Here is a 26,468-nt window from a genome sequence, read left to right as displayed (position 1 = left end):
CAAAAGAAATAGAACTAACTCAGAGGAGTGATGCTCGAGTGGCTGAAGAGGCACGCCTGGAAAGCGTGTATACGTCAAAAGCGTATCGCGAGTTCGAATCTCGCTCACTCCGCCAATAAAACCCTGAAAATCAATAGCGTATTTGCTGATTTTTCAGGGTTTATTTTTGCGTTTATCGGCAAGCCAATTGTTGTCATCCTTGCTAAATCGGGGGACATTCAGGGTAATTTTGGAGCAAAATGTTTCAGCTATGTTTCACCCAAGAACATATGAGACGAAACAAATTTAGCAACATTATTCAACATTATTACTGTTATTTTAACCACATGTTTACCTATAAATTTTACGTCAAAATGTCTAAGAACAACACACTCATGTTCCGAATCACCAACAATCGCAAGAAGGCGGAACTTGCTCTGGGCTTCCGCATAAGCGAAGAAGAACTTACAGACATCCTTTCTGGGTCTCCGGGCCAAAAGAATCGGCAATTAGCATCCCTTGTTTTCATATGGCAAGGCAAAATTGAGTCTATTAAATTAGACCTGCTGAAAGATATGAATGCGACACAAGATCCCAAGGAAATTAAAATTTTTACCTAACTTTGTAATTCCTTATGGCACAGTTTAATTCATATTATTGCTGTCCGGTAAAAAAAGACAAAATCATATATTCTCTACAAATATAATAAGTTACACCTGTTTTACGAAAAAGGGCTTGTCATTTGAGGCGATGTGAAATTGGTAGCATTAAGCATCAAAAAGCCCTTAAAAGACATCTATACGAGTCTGTTTCATGCTGTATGAGATAAAAATAGTCCATTTCCTATCATGTCAAAGTTTTACCGGACAGCAATAAATTCATATATTGATTTATTAGATCTTACGGTAGCCATTGATTTTTGCCGTGAGAATGGAACGCTATGCCATTATCAGAAAGGAGAATGTTTTGTACAGCAAGGTTCAACCGCACGCTATGCCGCCCTTGTAGTTTCGGGCTATTTCAAAATTACAACCCTCAAAGATTCGGGAGATGAGGCAGTAGTTAATTTCGCTTTCCCTGGTCAACTCATTACAGATTTTCATTCGTCTTTACGCGGAGAATCCTCTCAATTCTCAATTATCGCCGGCGCTGATTGCGATATAATGCGTGTGCCGTTAAAAAATTTTAAGGATTATCTTTCCCCTTCTCTGCTTGATGAATATAAGGCACTGTTCAATGTGGTATTCATGCGGTTGCTCAATCTCTACCGCAAGTCGCCACGTCAGCGTTATGTGGAATTGTGTGAACAATATCCCCAAATTGTCGAGACTGTTACATTGAAAGATTTATCTTCTTTCCTGTTGATTACTCCCAACCATTTAAGCCGTATCAGACGAGAATTGGCAAAAACTTCAAGCACGAACATCAAAAAATAAGGCGGTCTATACATTTGTTAAGACCAAATCCATTTGCCCTTATTAACTTTGCGGTCGGATAGCGTTCACACCATCCACTGCATTTTAATAAAAACATTGTGTTATATGAAGAAATTATTTGTAATTTCCTTGATTCTCGTTCAGACGTGCATTGCGTTAGCACAGAATTACTGTGTGAACGATACCGTTGTACGCGAAATTCAATTCCCTCTTACTCGGAACGACAAAACCGAATTTTTCTATTTCAATGATGAATGGATTCCGGGGGCACACCCCGGTCTGGTAGAAGCTGACGCCATTCAAAAGGTGGAGGTAAAAAACGACGAGTATGGAAATCGCGCTATGTTTCTGACCGTATCGCCCGAAACTCTTTCACAAATAAAAACGGAAGCGCAAAAAGTCTTGGTAAACCTTGACACTCGCTGCGAGTTTCCCGGAGGCAACGGAAAACTCAAAGAATGGCTTGACGAAAACATCCGTATTCCTGAAGGATTCAAGGGTAGCGAACGAGTATTGGTGAAATTTACCGTTCATCCTGACGGCTCAATCAGCAATCCGTCGATTTTTCGCCAACCGAGCAAGAACGAGGCCGTCAATCAAGAGGCGTTAAGACTTGTGAATGCGTTGCCCAATTTCCGCGTAAAATACTATATTCTCCACTTAAAGAAAAGCTTCACCTATTATCTTCCAATCACTTTCAAAGAGCCGGGAGTGATATTTATTAGAGGCGGTGAAAACAAATGAATGGAACGCCTAAAAAGACTCACGCTATCGAGAACGCCCACCGCAATCTGCTCGACATGGAGGACGACGAATAGCGACTATTTAATTTCCCGAAAATCAGCGAAGGTATTGCCATTTATTTCGTCCTTCGCCATTAAACATATATATAATTCTGGGGACTTGGTACATTGGATAGTAAGATTTCTATTCATCAATAATTCGTAGATTGCCTTCTCCAAAGGTGCATCACCTCCACGGGATTGCGTCATCAACCCATTTCCAAGACGGAGAGAATCGCCCTGTAATCTATATTCAGATAACAATTCATTGGCAACAAACTGCATTTCGATAGAATTGCCTGAAAAATTGATTACATAATCAAATCTATCTGTTGGTTGCATATTGAAATATGGAGAGTGATACTGCACAAGTTTCCAAGAGCCTTTTAATACTGCCGTATCAAGAGGAACAGGTATTAGTTCAGGCTCTACTTCAACTACTTCAACCATATCAGTATCGTTTGCGCAATAATACCCCATATTGCAAACATCTTGATTGGAGTTTGTTTTTTTGCAGCTTCCCATTATAACAAGCAATGCTATGACAGTAAGGAGATGTTTCATATTCTATTTCTATAATTTTATGTTGCAAAGTTAGTCAAATTCCACGTCTTTTCCAACTAATTATGAGCGCCTTAACTTTGTACTATGAGTTATCCCAACGCTATCGAAGTATGCCGCGCCGAACTCTTTACAAAAGAGGGCCCTCATAGTCGTAATCGATGTCCTTAACAGCGCCAAGGGTTTTCGTGTCGCGCCTTTTATGTGGTATGAATAAAAGATCTTCTCTATATACTTAGTAATAAAAATCAAGAGCCACCTATCCCGTGTGGGTTAAGTGGCTCTCGGCTCTGTTAGAGTGCAAAGACATAAAAACTAAAGTTTTATTGCAAGAAAATTTGGATAATTAGATTGAATTCCCTATCCTTGAGTCGTGAAACCATTTCTCGTCGCAACGGAGTGAACACATGAAGATATTTTGCATCCTCGATGACGGTCTGTTGCGACTTTAAGACTGCACATCGAAATTTTATCTGTTTTATTTCATGATAACAAAATCGGCCGAGATATCGGCAACAAAAACCTACTACCGCATCCGCGAGGTTGTTGCGATGCTGAACATTCCGGCAAGCACTTTGCGCTTCTGGGAAGATACGTTCGATCAGCTGGAGCCGCACAGGACTCCGTCGGGTCAGCGCCGATACTCACCGGAGAATGTCGAGGTGTGCAAACTCATAAAACATTTGCTCCGCGACAAGGGTTATTCGCTTGAATACGCCAGGAAGGAGCTGGAGGTCTACCGCAAGTGTCCGCCCCGGAACGACTATGTGTGTAAGTCGGCCGATGACGCGCTGAACCTTTTGAGCGAAGTTGCCAAAATGATTAATGGCAATCTCCATGCCGAAGCAAGAATCAAGGCCATCGAAAAGTGGATCAAAGCAGACCACTCCATTAATTGATGATATACATCCGGCCAGAACCGTCAGCTTACGGCCTCAACCTATGTTTCATTTTCCGACTTGCATTCATTTTAAAGATGCAGGGTTCTGCAATCACAACAACAGCCTCTGCCGGATCAAAAAATAATCCGGCAGAGGCTCTGTTTGTTCTGGCGATAGGGCGATAGCCTGAATGGCCATCTAATTTCTCGAAATTTCTTTTACGGCTTCTGCAAGGAAATGGTCAAGCGCATCTTTGGCCGACATTGTGTAGACCGTGCCGTCATCGTGAGCGTAGACAACGGTCTGCCCTTTGACCACCTTGTCTAAAAGACACTTTTCGACCGCAACTTCCATTCCGCGGGCTAATTTTTCGGATATGTTATTGTCAGTCTTCCTGCGTCTTTCCATCGTTTTTGATTCGTTCATATATTTCCGGGGCTAAAGTCAGTGTGTCATTCGCCACTACACGCGGGCGACAGCGAGTGTTATCTATAATGGTCCAACTGTCGACGATAGGCATAAACAGGTTGAACAGATTGTCTATGCCATGATGATAGCGGCGCACGATAACATCGGTGGGTATATTATGGCCTCCTTCACTGACTCGCTGGGCAACACGTTTGATTGCCAGCTGCGGTGATGACAGCCAGATGTAAAGCAGATGGACAAAGTAGCCCAGTTTATGGGCTTTGGAGACCAGGGCATGGTAACTGCGTGTGGCCAGCGTGGTCTCTATCGCAAAGGTGATTCCTTTATGCAACAACTCTTCTATTCGGCCGAGCATGATACGTCCGGCCTCCATGCTCACACTTTCCGGATGGAAAGGAGAAAGGCCTTTGGCAATCTCATCGGCATTTACAAATTGTTGACAGTCAAGGACGTCAGGCAAAAGGGTGAATGAAGCTGTGGTCTTCCCAGCCCCATTGCAACCGGCGATGATGTACAAACTTGGCGATTTCATAATTAGTTGTTTTGGTTTAAGAGGGTGTGATTCGTGTGTTTTATATATAGATGACTTCCGTTTGCCGAGGTGCTTTTTCACTCTCTGTAGTAGACGCGCTTGACACGCTGCGACACGGAGGTCAGGACTTCATAGGGTATTGTGCCGAGGACTTCGGCAAGATCGTCGACCGGAATATTTTCGCCGAATATCTCCACACGGTCTCCGACTTTGACATCAGCCACATCCGTGACATCAATCATACAGGCGTCCATGCAGATGCTCCCGATTGTGGGACATTTGACTCCATTGACCATCACCGATGTATTGCCATAGCCGAGGTGACGGTTAATGCCATCGGCATAACCTACCGGAATGGTGGCAATCACCGACTGCCGCTTTAACGTTCCACGGCGGTTGTAGCCGATTGTGGTTCCTTCAGGCCAGTTTTTCAGTGAGATAATCACAGTGTTGAGTGAAGAGACCGGACGCAGATCATCCTGCGAACCGTCATGCATAGTCTTGACTCCATAGAGCCCGATTCCGAGACGCACCATATCAAGCTGATGATCAGGGAAACGTGTGATGCCTGTAGAGTTCAGAATATGCCGCAGTATTTTCCGTTCAGGGAATGCCGAAAGGAGCATCCGGCAACATTCATCAAAATAATCGAACTGCTGCTGCGTATAGTCATCCTCCATCGGATCATCCGCGGCACAGAGATGCGAGAATATCGAGCGTGGAACTACTCTATCCTGGCTCCTGAGCAGCTCGATCAGTTCAGAGAGATCCTCTTTAAGGAATCCGAGACGGTGCATGCCGGAATCAATCTTGATATGGACCGGATAGTCCGTAATGCCATAGCGGCCGGCTTCGCGGATCAATGCACGCAGGAAGTCAAAGCTGTATATCTCAGGCTCCAGACGATCGGCAAACAAGGCATGGAAATTCTCAACCGTCGGATTCAATACCAGAATAGGCATTGTGATTCCTGCACGACGCAGGTCTGCACCTTCGTCATGGACGGCCACGGCAAGATATGATGCCCCCTGAGCCTGCAAGGTGCGCGCAAGTTCATGTGGGCCAGCGCCGTATCCCGACGCCTTGATCATGCAGGCGATAGCTGTGGTAGGCTTGATACGCGAGCGGAAGGCATTGAAATTCGATACCACGGCATCAAGATTGATTTCCAGCACCGTTTCATGCTGCCGGGCTTCAAGAAGTTCGCAGATGCGTCCGAATCCAAATTCAGGGGCTCCCTTTATCAAAATCAACTCCCCTCGGAAATCAGACGTAGATTTTTTATGTAGAAACTCTTCTGTAGAGGCAAAAAATTCAGACTCCGGGCCGAAGCAACCCTTGTGGGCCATCAGCTCAGGGCCGATCCCGATCACCCGGCTCACACCTGCAATAGCCAGCAACTCGGCCATACGGCGGTAAAGGTCCTCCAGATCGGTATCGGCGTCGTGCATCAGATCACTGACAATCACCATAGCCTTACAATCTGGAGTAATTCTCCGTTTCATGAAATCAAGCGCCGGAGCAAGAGAATTGAAATCGCTGGTGTAGTTGTCATGGACAAGCAGACAGCCATTGACACCCTCGATGACTTCAAGGCGTGTGCCAACGAGCGTAAGTGATTCCATCCGCCGGCGTATAGTTTCCTGATTTATGCCAAGCAGAAGCATCACAGCAAGACAATGAATCGCATTCTCAAGTTCATGCTCTCCCTCAAACGGAATTTCCAGCACGGCGCTCTGACCACCTTTATATATATAGCGAAATTCGGTCCGGCCATTTCCTCTGACAACATCGCAGATATACAGCGGAGCCTCAGGATCAGTCCGTGACCACCCTATCATTTCAGGTACAGCTTTCACACAGCCTGAAATCAAAGGATCATCCGCATTATAGATGACACACCTGCATCCGTCAAGAAGCAGAGCCTTCTCCCGACACTTCTGCTCTATCGACTCAAAACCGGCACTGTGAGCCGGACCGATATTGGTGAAGATGCCGATTTCAGGTTTAAGTATCTCCTTAAGCTTCGCCATTTCACCCGGTTGCGAGATTCCGGCTTCAAATATCCCCATAGCGGAGTCTTTGTCAAGCTGCCAGACCGACAAAGGCACACCTATCTGCGAGTTGTAGCTGCGTGGGCTTCTTACGATTTCAATATCGGCCTGAAGCAATTGGTTGAGCCATTCTTTCACAGTGGTTTTTCCTCGACTGCCTGTAATGGCAATCAGAGGCACATTGTAACGCCGGCGATGATTCGCGGCCAGAGTCTGCAACGCAGCTAACGGAGACTCAACATAAAGGATATTAGCATCCTGAAGATCATCCGAGCATGAAAATGAGCCTGAAACCACAAAACTACGCACTCCGCGGTCATAGAGCGACTTGACATAGCGGTGTCCGTCACCAGAAGATGTTTCAAGGGCAAAAAACAATGTGTCTGACGGATATGTCAGCGAACGGCTGTCTGTCAACAGTCGTGATATCTTGGAATCAGGGGCAGGCAATAATGAATCTGACCCTATTATTTTTGCTATTTCAGAGATTGAATAGTCCATTATTTAAATAATGTATTCTTGTCATTATAACGCCTGATAGCGTCGGTGAGTTTTGGATAACGTTCAGTAATTGCACGAATGGCCCTCTGTCTTGCCGCGATCTCATTAGCTCCAGCCTCAGTAGAGGAAGCCACAATGCGATGGGAAAGCCGACGGGTCAGAGCGCGGGCTTCAGCCGCGACCTTTTCAGTTTCAGGAGAGAAGTATGATGCGCGAAAAATTTCATATATATATTCGACTGCCTGTGACGATGGATGCTTCATATCCTCCGCATAGAACCTGTAATCACGCAAATCGTCCATCATTATCTCATAGGCAGGGAAATAACTTGCCACATCTTCGCCAAAAACTTTCACCACTTCATCCACGGCCAGAAGCAAAGTCGACTTGATCAGTTGATTTCCATGAGCGCCTGATTCGAGATAGCGCAGAGGACTAATTGTAAAAACGATTCTTGCCGAGGGGTTAAATCCGCGGATCAGCTCAATGCACTCAGCAAGAACCGCAACCGTTTCATCAAATCCGAGACACCTAGATTCGAATTCCTTTGCAGGCTGTTTGTGACAATTGGCCACAATCCGATCTGATGCGAGATGCCTGAATACCCTGGTAGTACCCAAAGTCAGAAATACAACCGAAGCGCATTTCAAAGTTTCATGGCCGGACAGCACCGAAGCTGCCATCATATCTGCAGCCTGCGCGCTGTCAACAGCTGAATATCGGGAGTGAAACAAAAAGCTGCGGTATAGCCCCTCCACTTCAATAAGTTCCTCTTCTCTGATTGGCTGACAGTCTCTCAGAATTTCCAATGATCTCAAGACAGACATCGGATTATATACCGGACCGAAAGGATTAACCTCGACATCAAAAAGGTCATCTCTGAGGCATTTGCCTATATTATCCGTGAAACAAGAGCCAAGCAAGAGCATGGGGCTACCATGTTCCACAAGGCCTTGACGGCAGAGCGGACGTATGACTGTTCGAAATTCCATTTATCTTTTCTTTTTTGCTACCAAACACACTGCAAAATTTATTGCAGAAGTTACCGATAGCCCTATCTGAAGAATTGATGCGGTTGACAAAATTACTAATAATCTTCAAGAACCAGGTTAAAAAAAATCAATAATCTGATCCTTTCATTTAACACCCCTCACAAATTAAATGCCATAAGCGACTATGAAAGCAACCGGTAATCTTCTTGCAAATTATACTTTAGCCACAAATACGCAATATTTATGTTAATTTTAATTAAATATAAACTCACGGCTTGGCCATTTCTCAAAATATATGTAGTTTTGAGCAATCCACCTTATTATGCGTCAGTAGAATAGTTGATCATCAATTTTTCACTCTAATCTACGCAGACCTTTCATAAATTAATCATGAAACATTTCTCCTTAATCAAGGCTATCGCTGCTACTTTCGGCGTCTCCTTTCTTACTTTTCAGCCCATGCAGGCTGAGAGCACTTATCGACTTGTAACGAACAACGACATGATTATTGACCGATGTGTCTATCTCTTGGTAGCCGAAGATCTTAACATTGCAGCCGCAAACGAAATGAATAGTCCAAGCGGTATAAAAACCACCGCAATCACACGCAGCGGCAACGGAATCATCAGCCTGCCGGACAAACATTCTGTTGGAGAATACTCTATTTTTTATACCGAACTTCAGAAAACATGCGACTGCGGTTCTCCGGAACTACATGTTGATTACCCATGGACATTCAGACCATTATTTTCAAACGATTATCTGACATATTATTACACTGATGGCATAAAAACCGGCCCGCTTGCCATAAAGCCACGCCGTTACCATTACTATACCACTGTCGATATTGACCCGGAATCTCACACATGCGCGACGTCCTTCTATTTAGAAGGAGCCAAAGCCAATTGTTACGGCCTATGGTTCAAAGAAGAAAGCGGAGAGTATATACTCAACACATATGCACCGGAAACAGACGGTCTGCACCGAATGCAGCTGTACCGCAAAGAGATCTACGACCTCAAGGTAATGGAAATCAAAAAGACCGATAGCACCTACAACATTAAAATACACGTAAAAACTTTTGACGAGAGCAACGATTACAGCAAAGGCCATCTGATGTATGTTTTCAGCGATGAAGAAACACTATTCAATGACGATATATATTATGACCCGGAGACAGTCATCCTCAAAAACTACAATTCCGGCGATCTTGAAATAAATTATACCGGCAACAAGAAATACCTCTGGCTCATACGCGATCATGGCGCCAACGAACGCTTTACCGACGCCATAAAAGTAGAAGTCAAAGAAACCCAGATACCCCCCACTTCAGCAGAATACAACCACTTCACCCCTCCGGCAGCAGAAGGATATTCCGTCGGCACATATATTGATTTTGAGCCTAAAGACGCCGATGTAAAAATATACTATACTCTTGATGGGCAGAATCCGATTATTCCCAAAAGCGAAATTTCGGCACTCACAGACAACAACAGTGAAGAAGAAGAGCACAAAGGCAAAACCTACGATCTCGACATACGTCCGTTGATCTACAAAGGCTCCCCGCTTTCAATACGCTACATAGCAGTGAAAGCCGGTCACTCGCCAAGTTCAGTAGCAACTGTCAATATTCCAGGTATCCCCACATCCATTACTCTTACTGAAGCTGACAACACTCAAAAGAAGCCGGAATATTTCAACATGCAGGGGCTCCAAGTTCACGCCCCTCTTGCTCCCGGATTTTACATCCGCAAACACAATGGGAAAACCGAAAAGATAATTATTCGCTGATCTCCTCTCTACTCTGACAGCAATTGTCAAAGGCGCAGTATCGGAACCATCGGACTCCCTGCTGCGCCTTTCACTTTCTTGTATTTTCATCGCCACACATTCCGATTTCACCCACATAGGGCTCCGAATCACATTTGCTTATTGGGCCAAACTATATATGAAGTTTTTTGAAGCTTTTTAACATAAATCCTAAAAAATATTTTCAACAAAATTATCATTTTCAGATTATTTTTCGTAACTTTGTGGCCGATTTAGCCGTAGCGGGCTCGATTAAGCAGCGATGCAAAAGACAACTCCAGCATCCTCGCCCGCCGGAATAACCTGTAAACCAATTAATAACAGATGTACGCTATCGTAGAAATCCAGGGACAGCAGTTCAAGGCAGAGCCTGAAAAGTTCCTGTATGTTCATTATCTCGGCGAAGCAGTCAAAGAAGGCGACAAGGTTGAATTCGACCGTGTTCTCCTCGCTCAGTCCGAAGACTCAGTTAAAGTTGGCGCTCCCATAGTGGACGGCGCAAAGGTTGTATGCGAGGTTCTCACCCCGCTCGTAAAAGGTGAAAAGGTCATCGTTTTCAAGAAGAAACGCCGCAAAGGCTATCGCCGCAAAAACGGTCACCGTCAGTGCTTCACCAAAGTGTTAATTAAAGAAGTTGTAGCTTAACCCACTAAAATCTCTAAAAGAAATGGCACATAAAAAAGGTGTTGGTAGTTCTAAGAACGGCCGTGAGTCAGAAAGCAAACGACTCGGAGTAAAGATTTTCGGTGGTCAGCATTGCAAAGCCGGCAACATCATCAAGCGTCAGCGTGGCACAGTTCACCACCCCGGCCTCAACGTAGGTATGGGCAAGGACCACACTCTTTTCGCTCTGATCGACGGTGTAGTTGTCTTCACTGAAGGCAAGGAAGGCCGCAAATTCATCAACGTCCAGCCGGCTGAAGCATAATAGCCTCAGTCAAGGACTGATTAAACACTGAAAAGACAGCCGGGCTGCAGATTGGAATCTGCAGCCCGGCTCTATTTTGAAGTCGGTTCGACAAATAAACCAACAACAGAGCGGCGCCTCCTTTGCCTCACATCTCGATTTTAAGGATGCTCATAGCGTAAAATTTCAGAAATTTATTTAACTTTGCTTCAAATGCGTAGACAATTCCGCGCATATAACCACCCCACCAAACCAGCACAAATGGAAAAGAAAAGCATCCGCGACCTCAACCGAGTAGACCTCGAACATTTTCGCCGTCAGCCCAAGATGACGCTCACGGTGGTCCTGGACAACGTAAGAAGCCTGAATAACATCGGTTCAATATTCCGCACATGCGATGCCTTCGCAGTGGAAACACTCATGCTCTGCGGCATCAGCGCCTGCCCGCCATCTCCCGAAATTCATAAAACCGCACTTGGAGCCGAAAACTCTGTAAACTGGCGATATTTCCATACAACAGAAGACTGCATCACACACCTACAACGTGAAGGCTATACCCTTTGCTGCCTCGAACAAGTCAAAGGAAGCATCGAACTTCAGGAATTTACGCCCCAGAAAGGACGCAGATACGCCCTCATTCTTGGCCACGAAGTTGAAGGCGTAGACCAAGCCGTGGTAAACCAGTGCGATATATGCCTTGAAATACCACAGCGCGGCACCAAACACTCGCTCAACGTGTCAGTATCAGGAGGAATCGCCATATGGCACTTCTTCTCACATCTCAACACCCTTTGATTCATCTGCAACCTCAATCATCAACACTCTCATCAACTTAAATGAAATTCTCTCGCTCTCTTCCAATCGCTCTACTGCTCCTCTCCACAACCGAAGCCAACGCCCAGTTGTAAATCAACGAACTGATGCAATCAAACATTGACTGCATCATGGATGACCTCAACGAATTTCCTGACTCCTGGGTAGAACTATACAACTCAGGACAATCAGCCATAGACCTTCACGACTATAGCATCTGCAACAAAAATGACCCTACAAAAGAAATCAATCGAAATGCGCAACTCCGGCAACGACTTCGACTACACCTATTTCCGCGACGCTCTGATCCAGCGCGTAATGGGGACAAACTGCGATCTCGACTGGCAACCCTGGCTCCCGACAGCCTTTTTCATAAACGGAGAATATAAAGACATGCTCAACATCCGCTCCCGCACCAATGAAGACCACATCTACACCTTTTACAACGGCGAAGAAGACATAGACATGTTCGAAAACTGGGGCGAACTCAAAGAAGGGACATGGGACAACTTCAACAACTTAAAAAAATTCTTCAATGAAGACGGCCACACATTTGACGAATTCAACACTCTGATGGACTGCGGCGAATTCGCAAATCTAATGATAATGAACCTCTTCTATGACAACAAAGACTTCCCCGGCAACAATATAGTCAACTGGCGCCCGCGTTCCGAAGGAGGCCGCTGGAGATGGATCGCCAAAGACACCGATTTCGGCCTCGGCCTATACGATGCTCCATACAACTATAAAACCTTCAACTGGCTATATGACAATAATTTCGACCCCGACCGCGCATGGGCAAACAAACCGGAACACACCCGCCTGTTCCGCACCCTGATGGAAACCCCGGAGTTTCATGACATGTTCATAGACCGCTGCGCTGTGTACATGGGCGATTTCATGAACTACCGTGGCACCGTAAAGGAGCTCGACAAAATGTACTCCATGATCAAGACTGAATATGCCAATCATCGCAAGCTCTTCAACGAATGGTGGCCCAACCACTCACAGGAAGTACAGAAAATGCGCTCATGGATCGCCGCTCGCACACCATTCTTCTACACACACCTAAGCGAATACTTTCGGCTTGGAACCCCTCGCACCCTGACCATCGACGCCGGGCGCACCGACGACATCAAACTGACAATCAACGGGATCACGCTCAATAACCGCGATTTTGACGGAAAATTCTTTGCTGGGCGCCAGCTCCGGATAGAAGGAAACCACCAGGACAGCGAAACGACAGTGGACGGCTGGAAAGTCACCATAACCAAAGGCACCACACACACCACGGGCAGCTATAAAGGCAAAACCCTCACCATCAACATGCCCAATGCCGACAAAATCGAAATTGAATCCATAGCAACTCAGAGCGCGATAGCAGACATTGACTTCGACCAACAGCCTAAAGCCCTTGATCCGTCAAAGCCATTCAAACTATATGACATTCAAGGACGTTTATTAGCAGAACCGGAATCAATCGGATCAGCGACAGGCTTCGAGCCGGGAATATACATAGCCCGTCAGGGATCAAAAACCCTGAAAATAATTCTGGGCCGCCAATAAACCCAAGACAGACAAAAGACAAAACAAATGAAATCGAAGCAATAATTTTGCAGAAAACAGATTTTTTCGTAACTTTACATTAACAAACTATTCGAAACAAGTTACACAACTATGAATAAGGATTTTAGAAATTTTGCAGTGCACCATCTCGGCATGAATGGGCTCGCGCTCGATCAATATGCCGCCTCGGCAGCTTCTCAAATCACCTCCTCCTATATCTCTCCGACCATCATTGAAGAACGCCAGCTCAATGTGGCACAAATGGATGTGTTCTCACGTCTGATGATGGATCGCATCATATTCCTCAGCACTGACGTAAACGACTATACAGCCACAGTAGTCCAGGGACAGCTTCTTTACCTTGACTCAGTAGACCCCGGAAAAGACATCTCAATCTACCTTAACTCACCAGGCGGATCAGTGATCGCAGGACTTGGCCTTTATGACACCATGCAACACATCAAGAGCGATGTCTCCACAATCTGCATCGGCATGGCAGCATCAATGGCGGCTGTACTTCTTGTTGCAGGAGCTCAAGGCAAGCGCATGGCCCTTCCGCATTCGCGCGTCATGATCCATCAGCCCCTCGGAGGTGTCCAGGGCCAGGCATCAGACATCGAAATCACCGCCCGCGAAATCCTCAAATACAAAGCCGAACTCTACAAGATCATCGCCGACCACTCCGGAATGCCGCTCGAACGCATCGAAGCTGACGCCGACCGCGACTACTGGATGACTGCCGACGAAGCCAAAGAATATGGCATGATAGACCGCGTCCTCCTCCCCGACCACAAATAAACCACCCCGCTATAGACACAGAATGGCAAAAAAAAACAACAACACCTCTGATAACGGAGTCAAATGCTCTTTTTGCGGCAAGGAACCATCCTACACCAACATTCTCGTGCCGAGTCCGTTTGGCGACACCTATATATGCAGCGAATGCGTTGACCAGATTGAGGGCCTCCTGAAAGATTATTACGAAGAGAATCCTTCTATCCGGCCCGACAAAGCGAAAGGGAAAAAATCCAAAGCCGCCATTGAGCCGGAGACAAAAGAACTTCCGACTCCGGCTGAAATACGCGCATTTCTCGATCAATATGTCATCGGGCAGGACGACGCCAAGAAATATCTCTCGGTAGCCGTCTACAATCATTACAAGCGTCTTGCGCAGGACAAAGACGATGTAGACATCGAGAAAAGCAACATCATCATGGTCGGACCCACAGGCACAGGCAAAACCTTGCTTGCCAAGACCATAGCCCGACAGCTTGACGTACCATTCGCCATTGTCGACGCCACGGTGCTGACCGAAGCCGGCTACGTCGGAGAAGACATCGAAAGCCTGCTCGTCAGACTGCTGCAAGCCGCCGATTATGATGTGGCAAAAGCAGAACGAGGCATAGTTTTCATTGACGAGATCGACAAAATCGCCCGCAAAGGCGACAACCCGTCAATCACTCGCGACGTGTCTGGCGAAGGTGTACAGCAAGGCCTCCTCAAACTACTTGAAGGCTCCGTAGTCAATGTACCGCCGAACGGAGGCCGCAAACACCCTGAGCAAAAGATGATTGCCGTCGATACTAAAAACATCCTATTCATCTGCGGAGGAGCATTTGACGGTATCGAACGAAAAATAGCCCACCGCCTGAACACCCATGTGGTAGGCTTCACCGGAGGATCGACACGCTCGAAAATCAACTCTGACAATTATCTGCAATACATAGCCCCCCAGGACCTCAAGTCATTCGGTCTGATCCCCGAAATCATCGGACGTCTGCCGGTACTTGTCCATCTCGATCCGCTTGACCGCGAAGCACTTCTCAGAGTACTCACAGAGCCTAAAAACGCCATCACCAAGCAGTATGAAAAACTGTTTGCCATGGACGGAGTCAAACTCATCTTCGCACCTGAGACACTTGAATTCATTGTCGACAAGGCAATCGAATACAAGCTTGGCGCACGTGGTCTGCGCACAATCGTAGAGACAATCATGATCGATCCGATGTATGAAACCCCCTCTACCGACATTAAAGAACTGGTTATCGACCGCGCCTTCGCCGAAGAGAAAATCCAAAAAGCCTACATCGGCTAAAAGGACGTATCGGATACACCGGTCTCCACCAATCATAAACTTTATCATCTCTTCCCGGCTTCCCGGCACAGCCGGGAAGTTCTCCCCTCAGTTCTCTCACATTTCATACTCACTCCTCCCCAACCTGAACGGAATCCCATGAATCAACGACTTCACGAAGCACTTAAAGAGCATTTCGGATTTGACACATTCAAAGGCAACCAGGAAGCCATAATGACAAGTCTCCTTGAAGGCAACGACGTTTTCGTCCTCATGCCTACCGGAGGAGGCAAATCGCTCTGCTACCAGCTGCCGGCCCTTATGATGGAAGGCACAGCCATAGTGATCTCTCCACTGATAGCCCTGATGAAAAATCAGGTTGATGCAATGCGCAATTTCAGTTCGGCCGACACTGTGGCCCACTTCCTAAACTCCTCGCTCAACCGCGCAGCGATTGACCTTGTGAAATCCGACATTACTGCCGGACGCACAAAACTGCTCTATGTGGCACCGGAGTCGCTGACCAAAGAAGAGAACATCGAATTTCTGAAGACTGTGCCGATTTCATTCTACGCAGTCGACGAGGCACACTGCATTTCCGAATGGGGTCACGACTTCCGCCCGGAATATCGCCGCATCCGCCCGATCATCAACGAGATCAACGTCCGCCCGATGATCGCACTGACTGCCACCGCAACCCCAAAGGTTCAGCATGACATCCAGAAAAACCTCGGAATGCAGAATGCCAAAGTGTTCAAATCGTCGTTCAACCGATCGAACCTCTATTATGAGGTCAGGCCAAAGACCAACAACATTGACAAAGACATTATAAAATTCATCAAAAACAACCCCGGCAAATCAGGCATCATCTATTGCCTGAGCCGCAAGAAGGTTGAGGAACTCGCCGAGATGCTCGCAGTGAACGACATCAAGGCACTCCCCTATCACGCCGGAATGGACGGTGCGACCCGAAGCACCAATCAGGACGCGTTTCTGATGGAAAAAGTCGATGTCATAGTTGCCACGATCGCATTCGGAATGGGTATTGACAAGCCAGATGTGAGATTTGTTATTCATTATGACATGCCCAAGTCGCTCGAAGGCTACTATCAGGAAACCGGCCGCGCCGGCCGTGACGGAGGAGAAGGCCAGTGCATAACCTTCTATGCCGCCAAAGACCTGCAGAAGATGGAAAAATTCATGCAGGGCAAGCCATTGGCCGAACAGGAAATCGGCCGCCAGCTCCTGCTGGAAACCCAGAGCTACGCTGAGGCAAGCAGTTGCCGTCGTCGCTCACTGCTCTTCTATTTCGGAGAGGAGTTCACGGTCGACAACTGCCAGAACTGCGACAATTGCATTAATCCAAAGAAAAAAGTGGAAGCTAAAGACGATTTATGTGCTGTGCTCGAAACCGTAATAGCACTGAAAGAAAAATTCAAAGCCGATCATGTCACCGATGTGCTCCTCGGCCACACTACTGCTGATGTCACATCATATCAGCACGACCAGCTCGACGTGTTCGGCTGCGAGCAGGGAGCTGATGAAAAACTTATTAGCGCCGTGATCCGTCAGGCAATCCTGGCCGGATATCTCGACCGCGACATAGAGAACTACGGACTTCTCCGCATCACCCCGAAAGGCAAAAAATTCCTTTCGAAACCCGAATCATTCAAAGTGATCGAAGACTCTGATTTCAGCGAAGACGCCGAACCGGAAATGATCAAAAGCGGAGCGTCATTTGCCGCCGATGACGAACTTTACAGCATCTTGAAAGACCTGCGCAAGAAAATTGCCAAGCAACTCGGACTGCCCCCATATGTGATTTTCCAGGATCCATCGCTCGAAGCAATGGCCACCACCTACCCGATTTCACTCGAAGAACTTCAGAACATTCCCGGCGTAGGCGCAGGTAAAGCAAAACGCTATGGCGCCGACTTCGTGAAGGTAATCAAGCGTCATGTCGAAGACAATGAGATCGAACGTCCGGAAGACCTGCGTGTACGTAGCGTTCCGAGCCGCAACTCGACCAAACTCTTCATCATCCAGTCAATCGACCGCAAAATACCTCTGCCTGAAATAGCCAGAGCCAAAGGCCTTGAATTCAACGAACTGCTTGACAGAATTGAAGTAATAGTCTACTCAGGCACAAAAATCAATATCTCCTATTATATAAATGATATAATGGACGAGGATTCGCAGGAAGAACTGTTTGACTTCTTTAAGGAATGCCAGACAGATGACCTCAACGAAGCCTACAAAGAATTCGGTGAAGACTATACAGAAGACGAGATCCGCCTCATGCGCATCAAATTCCTCTCTGAAATGGGCAACTGATTTTCAATACCGCAAACAATGAATAAGGTCATCGACTATCGCGACGTAGAACTCCACCGCCAGGATCTTATCGCGCTCCGCCACGTCAATCTGTCAGTGGGCGAAGGTGAATTCGTCTATCTGATAGGCAAAGTGGGCAGCGGCAAATCCAGCCTGCTGAAATCTCTCTATGCCGACATTCCAATAGCCGGAGGCGAAGCCCGTGTTCTTGATTACGACCTGAACACCATACGCCGTCGCGACATTCCCTTTCTGCGCCGTCAGATAGGCATCGTCTTTCAGGACTTCCAGTTGCTGACCGACCGCAGCGCCTATGCCAATCTTAAATTTGTGCTTGAGGCCACCGGCTGGAAAGACAAATCTGATATCGAAGCCCGCATTGAAGAGGTGCTGAGAGGTGTCGGGATGCTCAACAAGAGTTATAAGAATCCTCATGAGCTGTCAGGAGGCGAGCAGCAGCGCATAGTCATAGCCCGCGCCCTCCTCAACCATCCGCGCATAATTCTCGCGGATGAACCTACAGGCAATCTCGACCCGGCCACCGGCGAAGCCATTGTCAACCGTCTTCACGATATAGCCCGTCAGGGAACTACCGTGATAATGGCCACACACAATCTCAGTTTCGTCGATCAGTTCCCCGGACGAGTCATCAAGTGCGAGAACCACACCATCTCATAGTAGGGCACCTCTCTCCGATTCAAAACTTAAAACCCGCAAAAATGTTATAACAGTGTCAACGTTCATGTTACACTGTTATATTTTTTGCCTGAATGAATTCATCAAAGACCCGCATAGTAGTGCTCGGCGGAGGTTTTGCCGGGCTGAATTTTGCAAAACACATCGACAAAGACAAATTTGACATCACCCTTGTCGACCGCCACAACTATCACTCCTTCCCGCCGCTTTTCTATCAGGTGGCCTCGTCTGAAATTGACCCGTCGAGCATCAGCTTCCCTTTCAGACGCGAACTCGTCAAAAAAGCATCCGGAAGAGTGAAATTTCACATGGAAAGTGCCCGAAGCGTAGACGTCAGCCGGCATTGCGTCATCACTGACCACGGATCAATCCCATATGACAAGCTTGTCATTGCATTCGGCACCACAAACAACTTCTTCGGCAATGACGCCCTTAAAGACGAGGTCTACACACTGAAATCCAACGACCAGGCAATCCGCATACGCAATGAGATCCTCTACCGCTGCGAACGCGCTTCGATAGAACCTGACCGCGAAAAACGCCGGCGCATGCTGACATTCGTTGTCATAGGAGGCGGGCCTGCCGGAGTAGAGATGGCTGGAGCCATCGGAGAACTTAAACGCTACATACTCCGACGCGACTACCCCGACATTCCGCCGGGAGACATGACCGTCAGCCTGTATGAAGGGCGCGACAAACTTCTGGCCTCCATGAGCGCCGAGTCGTCAGAAACAGCACTCAAAGATCTGAAATCGTTACTGGTGGATATCCACTTAGGCCGACAGATGAAAAGCTATGCCGACAACCTGCTCACCTTTGACGATGGATCGACCCTATACTCCGAAATGGTCATCTGGACTGCAGGAGTCACCGGGCGTCCGCTCGAATTCGAAGGCACGGATTTCCGGCAGGGACGCGGCGGCCGCTTTCCCACCGACCGTTTCTGCCGTGTGACCGGCCTTGATGATATATTCGCCATCGGCGATGTCAACCTCATGACCACCGAAGAATATCCCGCAGGACTCCCGCAGCTTGCCCAGGTGGCCATACAGCAAGGCCGCTTCCTCGCCCGCAGCCTCAACTCCGGAAAATGGAACCGGGAATTTTCTTACAACGACAAAGGATCAATGGCCACCATCGGCCGAAACCGTGCGGTTGTCGACATGCGCAGACTCCATCTCGACGGCTTCATCGCCTGGCTTGCATGGATGTTCATCCACCTCATCTCACTCATGGGGATGCGCAACAAAATCAGCGTGCTCGTCAGCTGGTTCTGGGCTTATTTCAGCTACAACACAGCCCTCCGACTGCTTCTTGCAGGTTCAAAATACCCTAAACGTGGCCGTATGTGGGACAAAGGTTAGGATATATCGTATTTTTATTGTAATTTTGTATATTCAGAGAGTGTTCGGTCTCATCGCAGACACGCACTCGCGACTTGTTAAAAATTATCAATTCAAAACCGACAAAATTATCACAATAAAAATGTCGATCGATAGTATCATAGCTTTGGCCGTCAGCAACGCGGTCAAAAATCTGTATGGCGTTGAAACTCCCGCCGAAAACATCGTGCCTCAAGCCACCCGAAAAGAATTCGAGGGCAATATCACCGTTGTCGTTTTCCCCTGGGTGAAAGCCGCCCGCAAATCGCCTGAAGCGGTAGGTATGGAAATCGGCGAATGGCTTCAGGCCAACGAACCTGCGGTCGAGAAGTTCAACGTGGTCAAAGGCTTCCTTAACATAACCGTTGCACCGCAGTTCTGGAATTCAGTGCTCGGACACATAGCCGGCACCACTGACTTCGGACTTACAGCTGCTGATGAAAGCTCGCCTCTTGTAATGGTAGAGTACTCATCGCCAAACACAAACAAGCCTCTCCATCTTGGCCACGTACGCAACAACCTGCTTGGATTCAGCCTTGCCGAAATCCTGAAAGCCTGCGGCAACCGCGTCATAAAGACCAACATTGTCAATGACCGCGGCATCCACATCTGCAAATCCATGCTCGCATGGAAAAAGTGGGGCGAAGGTGCCACTCCGGAATCCACCGGCAAGAAAGGCGACCATCTTATAGGTGACTTCTATGTACTCTTTGACAAGCACTACAAAGCCGAGCTCAAGGAACTTGAAGAGAAAGGCATGAGCAAAGAAGAAGCCGAAGCAGCATCTCCGCTCATGAAAGAAGCCCGCGAAATGCTCGTGAAATGGGAAAACAAAGATCCTGAAATCCGTTCGCTTTGGGAAATGATGAACTCCTGGGTCTACGCCGGATTCGATGAGACCTACAAGCGCATGGGTGTCAACTTCGACAAAATCTATTATGAGAGCGAAACATACCTCGAAGGCAAGGAGAAAGTTCTCGAAGGCCTCGAAGCAGGTAAAATGTACCGCAAGGAAGACGGCTCTGTATGGGCCGACCTTACCGGTGAAGGACTCGACCACAAACTGCTTCTCCGCAGTGACGGCACTTCTGTCTACATGACCCAGGACATCGGCACCGCCAAACTGCGTTACCGCGACTATCCCATTGACAAGATGATCTATGTCGTAGGCAACGAGCAGAACTATCACTTCCAGGTGCTCTCAATCCTTCTTGACCGCCTCGGCTTCAAGTGGGGCAAAGACCTCGTACACTTCTCTTACGGCATGGTCGAACTGCCTGAAGGCAAGATGAAATCACGCGAAGGCACTGTAGTCGATGCCGATGACCTCATGGACGACATGGTCTCCACCGCCCGCACCGTATCAGCCGAGCTCGGCAAACTCGACGGCCTCAGCCCGGAAGAGATCGACAGCATTTCGGAAACCGTAGGACTCGGAGCACTGAAATACTTCCTTCTCAAGGTAGACCCGCGCAAAAACATGACCTTCAACCCCAAAGAATCAATTGACTTCAACGGCAACACAGGTCCGTTCATCCAATACACTTACGCGCGCATCTGCTCCGTGCTCCGCAAAGCCGCTGACGAAGGCATGGTCATCAGCGACTACTCGGCAGTAGTACCCGGCGAAAAAGAAATAGCCCTTATCCAGGCCCTCGCCGACTTCCCCGCCACAGTCCAGGCCGCAGGCCAGACCTACAGCCCGGCACTGATCGCCAACTATGTCTATGACCTTGTCAAGAGCTACAACCAGTTCTATCACGACTGCTCCATCCTCAAGGAAACAGACAGCGCTGTGCGCTCGCTGCGTCTTGAACTCAGCCGCCAGACCGCCCGCGTCATCAAGTCAGGCATGAACCTCCTTGGCATCAACGTACCTGAACGTATGTAAGTCAAATTTGTTTTATAAATAAAAACGATAACCAACTCCTATTAACTGATATGAATTACAACCAGCAGACACCTCCCCCCTACTTCGGCGGAGGCGACAATTACAACAGCTACCACAACTCTCAGCAGCAGGCCGTCCAGACAACTTCGTCAGTAATGAAGCGCGTCTATTTCAAAATGTTCCTCGGACTGCTTGTGACTGCGTTCGTCTCTCTTTTCTGCGCTACCTCATCCGCCTATCTCAGCTTTATGTCTGGCCACCGCATCTTCTTCTGGGGCCTTCTGATCGCAGAAGTAGGCATCGTGATATATCTCTCGACCCGTCTGACCCGCATCTCGTCAGCAACGGCCAACCTGCTTTTCTATGTCTTTGCCGCGATCAACGGCCTGGCTCTTGCCCCGATCTTCTTGGTCTATACCATGACATCAATCGCCAAGACATTCTTCATCTGCGCCGGAACCTTCGGAGCCATGAGTGTCTATGGCTATTTTACCACCAAAGATCTCACAAGCTGGGGCAACTTCCTGATGTACGCACTTATGGGTCTGATCATCGCTTCTTTGGTCAATATTTTCACCAGAAGCACCCAGCTTGACTGGATAATCTCCATCGCAGGCGTCCTGATCTTCATCGGTCTCACTGCATGGGACACTCAGAAAATCAAGCGTATGGCTCTCACAACGCCTCCGGCCTATATCAGCCATCTCGCCACCATCGGCGCGCTGAGTCTCTATCTCGACTTCATCAACCTCTTCCTCTATCTGCTCCGCTTCTTCGGAAGCCAGCGCGACTGATAGCGTGTAAACAGACTCTTATCACTGAAATCATATACCTTAATATACAATAATGGCAAAAGTCGTAATCATCGGAGCCGGCGGTGTCGGAACCGTCGTGGCTCACAAGTGTGCCCAGCACCCCGAAGTTTTCACAGAAATAGTCATCGCTTCCCGCACCCGCAGCAAGTGTGACGCCATTGTAGAGGCCATCGGAAAGCCCAACATCAGCTCAGACGTTGTCGATGCCGACAGCGTGCCCCAGCTCGTTGAGCTTTTCAACCGCCACAAACCCGAACTCGTCATCAACGTGGCCCTTCCCTATCAGGATCTCACCATCATGGATGCCTGTCTCATCTGCAAAGTCAACTACCTTGACACCGCAAACTATGAACCCAAGGACGTGGCCCATTTCGAATACTCATGGCAGTGGGCCTACAAACAGCGCTTCGAAGAAGCCGGCCTCACCGCAATCCTCGGCTGCGGATTCGATCCAGGTGTGTCCGGCGTATTCACAGCCTACGCCGCAAAACACTACTTCTCTGACATGCAGTATCTCGACATTGTCGACTGCAACGGCGGTGATCACGGCAAAGCTTTCGCCACAAACTTCAACCCCGAAATCAACATCCGTGAGATCACTCAGAACGGCCGCTACTATCAGGACGGCAAATGGGTGACCACCGGCCCGCTTGAAATCCACAAGACACTCACCTATCCCAACATCGGAGAGCGCGAAAGCTATCTTCTCTACCACGAAGAGCTCGAATCGCTCGTCAAGAACTATCCCTCAATCAAGCGTGCGCGCTTCTGGATGACATTCGGTCAGGAATATCTCACACACCTCCGTGTGATTCAGAACATCGGCATGGCCCGCATCGACGAAGTAGACTACAACGGACAGAAGATCGTGCCCCTGCAGTTCCTCAAAGCCGTCCTCCCCAACCCACAGGATCTCGGCGAGAACTACCACGGCGAAACCTCGATCGGCTGCCGCATCGAAGGTCTTGACAAGGAAGGCAAGCATCTCACCTATTACATCTGGAACAACTGCTCTCACGAAGCCGCTTACAAGGAAACCGGCATGCAGGCTGTCAGCTACACAACCGGCGTTCCCGCAATGGTCGGCGCAATGATGTTCCTCACAGGGAAATGGGTAAAACCGGGTGTCAACAACGTTGAAGAGTTCGATCCCGATCCATTCCTCGCAGAACTTGCCAAAGACGGTCTTCCCTGGAACGAGGAATTCAACCTCAACCTTGAAGTAAACGAATAATCAAGCCTGTCAAGACCTGAACCTGCATCATAAACCCCGGACACCGGCGAAAAACCAACGTTTATCACCCTGTCCGGGGTTTACAATTTCATAGTCCTCTCCCGCAGCGTCGTCATGAGATGACACAATCGCCACTCCATCACTACCGAAAATCCAATCCGCCATGCTTAAACATCTGCTGCTCGCAGGCACCATCGTAACCGCTCCGTCAATTCATGGCCGCCCCAATGACGGATATACTCTCGACCCCGCCACACAGACAGTCACCGCAGACCGACACGCCTTCCGTTTAGGCCCCGGCACTTTTCTGCTGACAGCCGAAACCGGCGCAACTTCATCGCCCTACATTTTTACCGATGCACTCAAAGCTCTTAAAGCCATCAGCAAAAACTCATCCGGCAACGCAACGCTGCTTGTGACACCGGGAGTTTACTGGCTTGATGACCCCGATGACCCTGCCGTCAGACGCAATCCCAAAAACTCCGGAGCCATTCCTTATGCCGCAGAAATCAGTTGTGACACACTTTCACTCATAGGACTCTCAGAAGACCCGGCCGACATTGTCTTCGCTGTCAACCGCGGCCAGACCCAGGGCGCTCTCGGCAACTACACCATGCTCCACTTCAAAGGCCTCTGTCTGACAGCCGAAAACATAACTTTCGGCAACTACTGCAACGTTGATCTCATCTACCCGCGCAATCCTTCGCTTAACCGGCCGAAACGCCGCGATGCCATCGTCCAGGCCCAGGTCGGAATATGCGAGAACACCGACCGGCTCTTTGCGCGCAACTGCCGCTTCATCAGCCGCCTCAATCTCTGCCCTCTATCCGGAGCACGGCGCTCACTCTACAAAGACTGTTACTTCGAGTGCACCGACGATGCCCTCTCAGGCTCAGCTGTCTACCTCGACTGCCGTTTCACATTTTTCAGCGGCAAACCTTTCTACTCCACCGCTTCCACAGGTGCCATATTTCTCAACTGCGACATCCACACCAAAGTCCGTGGCTCACAATATCTCACCAAAGTACCCGGCATGGTGTCAATGATCGACACCCGCTGGACTTCAGACTCGCCCGTAAACATTCAGTGGACACGTGACAGCTCACCCGTCCGCTGCTATCAGAGCGGCATCACACTCAACGGCACAGCAATCACAATTGACGCCAGACGTCCAGAACTCAGCGCTGACATCAGTGACACTCCGCTCCTACGCGCCTACAAAATCTCATCAGGCGGAAAAACCGTCTACAACATTCTGAATCTGCTCGGCGGCACCGACGGCTGGGACCCTCTCGGCCAGTCAGAATCTATGGCAGAACTTGAAAAAGCACTGTCTGCCACCCTCACAGGCTTACCGGTGGCTCTAAAAATCGAGACACCGGCCAAAAAGCTTTCCGCACAAGGCGACAGCATGCTTCTCAAGCCATCATTGCGTCTGTGGGGCGACTATCCGGCCCCGGCATCAGCATCCGGCCTGACCTGGAATGCACCGACAACACTGCGCCTCTCCGTATCCGCCAACTCAACCGCAATTGTCAGCGCCAACAGCTTCCCCCGCGAGATGGTATGTGAAATTTCGGCTGTCTCCCCATCCGGCCTGACAGGCGCGACATCCGTAACAGTCGATGCATGGCTCAAAACTGCACCGCAGTTCACCTCGACACCGGTTATCACCGCTGACAAGAACACACTGAAACTCGACTACAGCCTCTCAGGCAACAGTCGTGACGACAGCCATATCATCTGGTACAGGTCAACACGTCCCGACCATTCCGACAGTGTGGCCGTTCGTCACGGACGCGGCCTAAGCGCCCGCTCCTACCCGCTGACATGTGCAGACAGAGGCTTCTATATCTCAGCCTCCGTGATGCCGAAAAACGCCGACTCTGAAGAAGGCATCTGTCAGGTCGCCTCAATGTCAGCACCGGTCAACACCATCATGCTCCGGACACTACAGAAAAACGAAAAATCAATCGTCACCTCCTTCGCCGAAGTCCCCATACGCAAAGGCACTCCGGGGCGGCAGGGCTTCTGGCACTTCGACACGTTCAAACCATCGGACACAGCTCTTCACGACTGGACCCCTGACGGATCAGCAGGCTGGTATTACGGCCACGGCACAGATGCAGCAACCGGAATCGGACTCGTGCAGTCAACCAAGGGCGCGCGTCTGTTCTACACCCCGGTGCGTGAAAAATGCCGCAACATGCGTGTCAGCCTCATCGCAGAACCATGCAAAGGTCCAGGGCAGGGATTCGGCAGTGCCACCGGGCAATATATGGACATCTGCATCAAATTCGACCCTGTCTCTCTGACCGGCTACGCCCTGCGCATCGAACGGACTCCAGACTTTGACAAAGCCGTGACATTCACTCTCGTGCGATATTCCAGCGGCGCTGTCAGCCCGATAAGCAAAGCCGTAGCCACAAGCTGCTACCGCAATCCATGTACCATTGTAGTCGAACTACGCGGAGACCGCCTGACAGCACTGGCCCGCACTGGAGCTCCGGCTGCGGAAGCAGCCGATCCGGCCATAAAACCAGATGTAAGCCTTTCAGCCACTGTGTCTCCGACCGACGGCACATCGCTTGCCATCCAGCACACCGGCTCGGCAGGTGCATCGGCCACCCTGCTGCGCGACCTTGAAGTAAACTGGGACTGACACAGGATTTCAAACCGGACCACATTTCACTTGGGAACACCACGATGAATTTGCAAAATTTATTATCGCGGCGTTCCCAAGTGAATTTTTGTTAGAATCAATCTCCGCAATCGGAATTTAAGGAAAAATTTGGTACCT

At 48.7% G+C, this 26,468-nt stretch carries 23 protein-coding genes and 1 tRNA gene; 19 read left to right on the top strand and 5 right to left on the bottom strand.

The features are described from left to right. Positions 1-24 precede the first annotated feature (24 nt). From C5O23_RS05400 to C5O23_RS05385, 4 genes are all read left to right on the top strand, one after another. Positions 25-115, top strand: a tRNA-Ser gene (locus C5O23_RS05400). Between the two features lie 238 nt (positions 116-353). After that, positions 354-599: a hypothetical protein gene (locus tag C5O23_RS05395; protein ID WP_153062492.1), complete on the top strand. Its 246-nt coding sequence runs from the start codon at positions 354-356 to the stop codon at positions 597-599. A 228-nt stretch (positions 600-827) separates the two neighbouring features. Continuing rightward, a complete protein-coding gene (locus C5O23_RS05390; RefSeq protein ID WP_107031927.1) occupies positions 828-1,415 on the top strand; it encodes a Crp/Fnr family transcriptional regulator in 588 nt (195 codons plus the stop codon). A 105-nt stretch (positions 1,416-1,520) separates the two neighbouring features. Next, on the top strand, positions 1,521-2,159 hold the full coding sequence (locus tag C5O23_RS05385) for an energy transducer TonB family protein (RefSeq protein WP_107031926.1): 639 nt from the start codon (positions 1,521-1,523) through the stop codon (positions 2,157-2,159). A 77-nt stretch (positions 2,160-2,236) separates the two neighbouring features. Here C5O23_RS05385 and C5O23_RS05380 read toward each other — a convergent pair whose 3' ends face one another. Beyond that, positions 2,237-2,761, bottom strand: coding sequence for a hypothetical protein (locus C5O23_RS05380; RefSeq protein ID WP_107031925.1), 525 nt, complete (start codon positions 2,759-2,761; stop codon positions 2,237-2,239). Between the two features lie 482 nt (positions 2,762-3,243). Here C5O23_RS05380 and C5O23_RS05375 point away from each other — a divergent pair, with 482 nt between their 5' ends. Continuing rightward, the gene (locus C5O23_RS05375; protein WP_107031924.1) at positions 3,244-3,657 is read left to right on the top strand and encodes a MerR family transcriptional regulator; all 414 of its coding nucleotides are present in this window, start codon (positions 3,244-3,246) and stop codon (positions 3,655-3,657) included. Between the two features lie 180 nt (positions 3,658-3,837). Here the strand turns inward: C5O23_RS05375 and C5O23_RS05370 are convergent, their stop codons facing one another. From C5O23_RS05370 to C5O23_RS05355, 4 genes are all read right to left on the bottom strand, one after another. Then, complete coding sequence (locus tag C5O23_RS05370; protein ID WP_107031923.1) at positions 3,838-4,047, bottom strand: hypothetical protein; 210 nt, start codon at positions 4,045-4,047, stop codon at positions 3,838-3,840. Beyond that, positions 4,025-4,600 (bottom strand): zeta toxin family protein, encoded by a 576-nt coding sequence (locus C5O23_RS05365; RefSeq protein WP_107031922.1) that lies wholly within the window; start codon positions 4,598-4,600, stop codon positions 4,025-4,027. The genes C5O23_RS05370 and C5O23_RS05365 overlap by 23 nt, the downstream gene beginning before the upstream one ends. 77 nt (positions 4,601-4,677) lie before the next feature. Next, complete coding sequence (locus tag C5O23_RS05360) at positions 4,678-7,155, bottom strand: bifunctional UDP-N-acetylmuramoyl-tripeptide:D-alanyl-D-alanine ligase/alanine racemase (protein ID WP_107031921.1); 2,478 nt, start codon at positions 7,153-7,155, stop codon at positions 4,678-4,680. Further along, entirely contained in the window at positions 7,155-8,147 is a 993-nt protein-coding gene (locus C5O23_RS05355; protein ID WP_107031920.1) for a GSCFA domain-containing protein, read from the bottom strand. Before C5O23_RS05355 ends, C5O23_RS05360 begins: the two co-directional genes overlap by 1 nt. Positions 8,148-8,537: 390 nt before the next feature. Between C5O23_RS05355 and C5O23_RS05350 the strand changes: the two genes are divergently transcribed. From C5O23_RS05350 to C5O23_RS05285, 14 genes are all read left to right on the top strand, one after another. Beyond that, positions 8,538-9,938, top strand: a complete 1,401-nt coding sequence (locus C5O23_RS05350) for an FN3 associated domain-containing protein (RefSeq protein ID WP_107031919.1) — start codon at positions 8,538-8,540, stop codon at positions 9,936-9,938. A gap of 342 nt (positions 9,939-10,280) precedes the next feature. Further along, the gene (rplU, locus tag C5O23_RS05345) at positions 10,281-10,601 is read left to right on the top strand and encodes a 50S ribosomal protein L21 (protein WP_107031918.1); all 321 of its coding nucleotides are present in this window, start codon (positions 10,281-10,283) and stop codon (positions 10,599-10,601) included. 22 nt (positions 10,602-10,623) lie between these two features. Next, positions 10,624-10,884 carry a 50S ribosomal protein L27 gene (rpmA, locus tag C5O23_RS05340; RefSeq protein WP_107031917.1) on the top strand — a complete coding sequence of 87 codons (261 nt, stop codon included), beginning with the start codon at positions 10,624-10,626 and terminating at the stop codon, positions 10,882-10,884. Between the two features lie 240 nt (positions 10,885-11,124). Then, positions 11,125-11,658 (top strand): RNA methyltransferase, encoded by a 534-nt coding sequence (locus C5O23_RS05335; protein WP_107031916.1) that lies wholly within the window; start codon positions 11,125-11,127, stop codon positions 11,656-11,658. A gap of 246 nt (positions 11,659-11,904) precedes the next feature. Next, positions 11,905-13,242, top strand: a complete 1,338-nt coding sequence (locus tag C5O23_RS05330; RefSeq protein WP_107031915.1) for a CotH kinase family protein — start codon at positions 11,905-11,907, stop codon at positions 13,240-13,242. Positions 13,243-13,353: 111 nt separating this feature from the next. Beyond that, positions 13,354-14,040, top strand: coding sequence for an ATP-dependent Clp endopeptidase proteolytic subunit ClpP (clpP, locus tag C5O23_RS05325; protein WP_107031914.1), 687 nt, complete (start codon positions 13,354-13,356; stop codon positions 14,038-14,040). A gap of 22 nt (positions 14,041-14,062) precedes the next feature. Then, positions 14,063-15,337 (top strand): ATP-dependent Clp protease ATP-binding subunit ClpX, encoded by a 1,275-nt coding sequence (clpX, locus tag C5O23_RS05320; protein ID WP_107031913.1) that lies wholly within the window; start codon positions 14,063-14,065, stop codon positions 15,335-15,337. A gap of 138 nt (positions 15,338-15,475) precedes the next feature. Next, entirely contained in the window at positions 15,476-17,650 is a 2,175-nt protein-coding gene (gene recQ, locus C5O23_RS05315; RefSeq protein ID WP_107031912.1) for a DNA helicase RecQ, read from the top strand. Between the two features lie 18 nt (positions 17,651-17,668). Continuing rightward, the gene (locus C5O23_RS05310) at positions 17,669-18,328 is read left to right on the top strand and encodes a cell division ATP-binding protein FtsE (RefSeq protein ID WP_107031911.1); all 660 of its coding nucleotides are present in this window, start codon (positions 17,669-17,671) and stop codon (positions 18,326-18,328) included. A gap of 92 nt (positions 18,329-18,420) precedes the next feature. Then, complete coding sequence (locus C5O23_RS14430) at positions 18,421-19,710, top strand: NAD(P)/FAD-dependent oxidoreductase (protein WP_170068192.1); 1,290 nt, start codon at positions 18,421-18,423, stop codon at positions 19,708-19,710. A 121-nt stretch (positions 19,711-19,831) separates the two neighbouring features. Then, entirely contained in the window at positions 19,832-21,619 is a 1,788-nt protein-coding gene (argS, locus tag C5O23_RS05300) for an arginine--tRNA ligase (protein ID WP_107031910.1), read from the top strand. A 50-nt stretch (positions 21,620-21,669) separates the two neighbouring features. Then, positions 21,670-22,413 carry a Bax inhibitor-1/YccA family protein gene (locus C5O23_RS05295; RefSeq protein WP_107031909.1) on the top strand — a complete coding sequence of 248 codons (744 nt, stop codon included), beginning with the start codon at positions 21,670-21,672 and terminating at the stop codon, positions 22,411-22,413. 52 nt (positions 22,414-22,465) lie between these two features. After that, a complete protein-coding gene (locus tag C5O23_RS05290) occupies positions 22,466-23,668 on the top strand; it encodes a saccharopine dehydrogenase family protein (RefSeq protein ID WP_107031908.1) in 1,203 nt (400 codons plus the stop codon). 163 nt (positions 23,669-23,831) lie between these two features. Then, entirely contained in the window at positions 23,832-26,330 is a 2,499-nt protein-coding gene (locus tag C5O23_RS05285; RefSeq protein ID WP_107031907.1) for a pectinesterase, read from the top strand. Positions 26,331-26,468: the final 138 nt, after the last annotated feature.

This window comes from Duncaniella muris (assembly GCF_003024805.1).
Classification (GTDB): domain Bacteria; phylum Bacteroidota; class Bacteroidia; order Bacteroidales; family Muribaculaceae; genus Duncaniella; species Duncaniella muris.
Note: the sequence above shows the minus strand (reverse complement) of the source record. Positions and strands in the feature narration are given on the sequence as shown.